Raw genomic sequence first — 2,873 nt, forward strand, 5'->3', positions numbered from 1 at the left:
TCGGCCGCGAAGTCACGGGCAGTGTCGCTGATCGCCCGCTCGTCATCGGTCAAGGTGAACATGGAGGTCCGTTCAGTTCATGGTCGGGATGACGAAGTGGTTGGTCTCTTCCTTCTTGCCCGAGGGCCAACGCTGCGTCACGGTCTTGGTCTTGGTGTAGAAGCGGAACGAATCGGGACCGTGCTGGTTCAGGTCGCCGAAGCCGGAGCGCTTCCAGCCGCCGAACGTGTGGTACGCGATCGGCACGGGGATCGGCACGTTGACGCCGACCATGCCGACGTTCACGCGGTTCGTGAAGTCGCGGGCGGTGTCGCCGTCGCGGGTGAAGATCGCGACGCCGTTGCCGTACTCGTGCTCGGTCGGCAGGCGGAGTGCCTCCTCGTAGTCCGCGGCACGGGCGACGAGCAGGACGGGTCCGAAGATCTCTTCCTTGTAGACGCGCATGTCGGTGGTGACCTTGTCGAATAGGGTCGCACCGGCGAAGAAGCCGTTCTCGTGGCCCTCGAGGGTGAAGCCGCGGCCGTCGATCACGGCCTCCGCACCCTCGTCGATGCCGATCTGGATGTAGTTGTTCACCCGCTCGAGGGCGTCCTTGCTGACCAGCGGGCCGAAGTCGGCGGACTCGTCGTCGCTGCGGCCGATCGTGAGCTTGCCGACCCGTTCGGTCAGCTTGGCAACGAGCGCATCGGCCGTCTCCTCGCCTACCGGGACCGCGACGGAAATGGCCATGCACCGCTCACCCGCGGAGCCGTAACCTGCGCCGATAAGGGCATCGGCCACCTCGTCGAGGTCGGCGTCAGGCATGATGATCGCGTGGTTCTTCGCGCCACCGAAGCACTGCGCACGCTTGCCGTGGGCCGCGGCGGTCTCGTAGATGTACTGCGCGATGGGCGTGGAGCCGACGAACCCGACAGCCTTGACGCGGTCGTCGGTGAGCAGGACGTCCACCACTTCCTTGTCACCGTTGACCACGTTGAACACGCCTGCGGGCAGACCGGCCTCGAGGAACAGCTCGGCCAGACGCAGCGGCACCGACGGGTCGCGCTCGGACGGCTTGAGGATGAACGCGTTGCCGGCGGCCAGCGCGGGACCGGCCTTCCACAGCGGGATCATGGCCGGGAAGTTGAAGGGGGTGATGCCGGCGACGACGCCGAGCGGCTGACGCATCGAGTACACGTCGATGCCGGTTCCGGCGGATTCCGTGTACTCGCCCTTGAGGAGGTGCGGGGCGCCGAGGGCGAACTCGATGACCTCGAGGCCGCGCTGGATGTCGCCCTTCGCGTCGGGGATCGTCTTGCCGTGCTCGGACGACAGGAGGCGCGCCAGCGAATCCATCTCCTCCTGCACGAGCTGGAGGAACTTCATCAGGACGCGGGCCCGCTTCTGCGGGTTGAACAGCGCCCATTCCCGCTGAGCATCCACCGCGTTCGCGATGATCGCCTCGGTCTCGGCCTTGTCGGCGAGAGGCACACGCGCCTGCACCTCACCGGTGTTGGGGTCGTAGACGTCGCCGAACTTGTTGGAGGCACCGGGGACGCGCTTGCCGCCGACGAAGTGGGATAGCTCTTGAACCATTGTGCGAACCCGTTTCTTGCTCGATGATGAGGGAGTTCCGAATATGTAGCCCATCCTATAGTTGGATGTCCATGTATGTCCAGACGTAGACAGTTCGGTCGTGCTCACCACCCTACGATCGGGTCATGCAGATTCACTCTCCCGAGGAGCTGAATTTCCTCCGAATCCTCCGGACCAACCCGTGCATCACCACGATCCTGGACCGTGCACCCCAGCTCGGCCTCTCGGACTGGTACCTCACCGCAGGCGCCGTGTTCCAAACGGTCTGGAACCACCTCGACGGCCGCGACCCACAGTCGGGGATCAACGACTACGACCTCTTCTACTTCGACGACAGCGACATCGGCTACGAGGCCGAAGACGACGTCATCCGCAGAGCCGACGCACTGTTCGACGACCTCGACGTGCGCGTCGAGGTCAGAAACGAAGCGCGTGTACATCTTTGGTACGAACACCATTTCGGCGCGCCCGCGACACCCTTCACCGACTGCAACGACGCCATCGACCACTTCGCCTCCACCACCTGCTGCTACGGCATCCGGAGCAACCCCACCGGAGACGACGAGATCTACGCTCCCCACGGATTCACCGACCTCTTCGACATGGTTCTGCGCCCGAACCCCGTACTCGCCCCGCGCGACGTGTACGAGGCCAAAGCCGCCCGGTGGCAGAAGGAATGGCCCCGATTGACAGTGGTGCCGTGGCCGGAGTGAGAAGTCAATGCTTTCGCACGACGTGCTCGGGCTCGCCCGGTTTCCAGATGGTGATGTCCATGTGGCCGTCGCCGACCTCCACTGCCGAGCCGCCGGTCAGGTCGGCTCGGTAGCAGTGATCGAACTCCTGCCCCCTGATGTCGAACCCGGTCTCGTCGAACAGCGCCTGCGCGAAACGCTGATGCAGGGCCTTGTCCTGGACGTCGTCTACGACACCCCACAGTTTCGCATCGCCCTCCTTCACCTCGGTGTCGACGGTCGCGGTGTGCAGGCAGAAGCGCGGATCACGAGCCAGGTCCCGGAACTTCGTGGTGTTCGGCATTCCGGCGATCCACAATTGATTCTCGAAGAACCTCGGCTCGACCGGGCTGATCCGCGGAAATCCATCAGAGCGAAGCGTGCCGAGCATGCATAGGTTTCCGGTCGCCGCGTGCCTGCGGGAGAAGATAGCGGCAATCCGCGGAGCAGCTTCGGCGAACTCATTCCAGCTGGCCATGCACACGACCCTACGACGATTCCCATGGCCGCCGGGTCAAGACGCACGCAATTGTGCGATCAGTACCGCCTCGACTTCCGACTGTCGTG

3 protein-coding genes are annotated in these 2,873 nt (G+C 64.4%); 1 reads left to right on the top strand and 2 read right to left on the bottom strand.

Annotated features, from left to right (window positions below):
• Positions 1–72: 72 nt before the first annotated feature.
• Positions 73–1,575, bottom strand: a complete 1,503-nt coding sequence (locus AZG88_RS32265; protein ID WP_005564060.1) for a CoA-acylating methylmalonate-semialdehyde dehydrogenase — start codon at positions 1,573–1,575, stop codon at positions 73–75.
• A 125-nt stretch (positions 1,576–1,700) separates the two neighbouring features.
• Between AZG88_RS32265 and AZG88_RS32270 the strand changes: the two genes are divergently transcribed.
• Entirely contained in the window at positions 1,701–2,288 is a 588-nt protein-coding gene (locus tag AZG88_RS32270; protein WP_061043958.1) for a nucleotidyltransferase family protein, read from the top strand.
• 4 nt (positions 2,289–2,292) lie between these two features.
• Here the strand turns inward: AZG88_RS32270 and AZG88_RS32275 are convergent, their stop codons facing one another.
• Positions 2,293–2,784, bottom strand: a complete 492-nt coding sequence (locus tag AZG88_RS32275) for a pyridoxamine 5'-phosphate oxidase family protein (RefSeq protein WP_005252867.1) — start codon at positions 2,782–2,784, stop codon at positions 2,293–2,295.
• Positions 2,785–2,873 lie beyond the last annotated feature (89 nt).

It is taken from the genome of Rhodococcus sp. LB1 (genome assembly GCF_001583455.1).
In the GTDB taxonomy this organism is placed as follows: domain Bacteria; phylum Actinomycetota; class Actinomycetes; order Mycobacteriales; family Mycobacteriaceae; genus Rhodococcus_F; species Rhodococcus_F opacus.

Excerpts from the sequence above, each read along its gene's own strand:
- AZG88_RS32265 (WP_005564060.1), bottom strand. The coding sequence starts at position 1,575 with ATGGTTCAAGAGCTATCCCACTTCGTCGGCGGCAAGCGCGTCCCCGGT.
- AZG88_RS32270 (WP_061043958.1), top strand. The coding sequence starts at position 1,701 with ATGCAGATTCACTCTCCCGAGGAGCTGAATTTCCTCCGAATCCTCCGG.
- AZG88_RS32275 (WP_005252867.1), bottom strand. The coding sequence starts at position 2,784 with ATGGCCAGCTGGAATGAGTTCGCCGAAGCTGCTCCGCGGATTGCCGCT.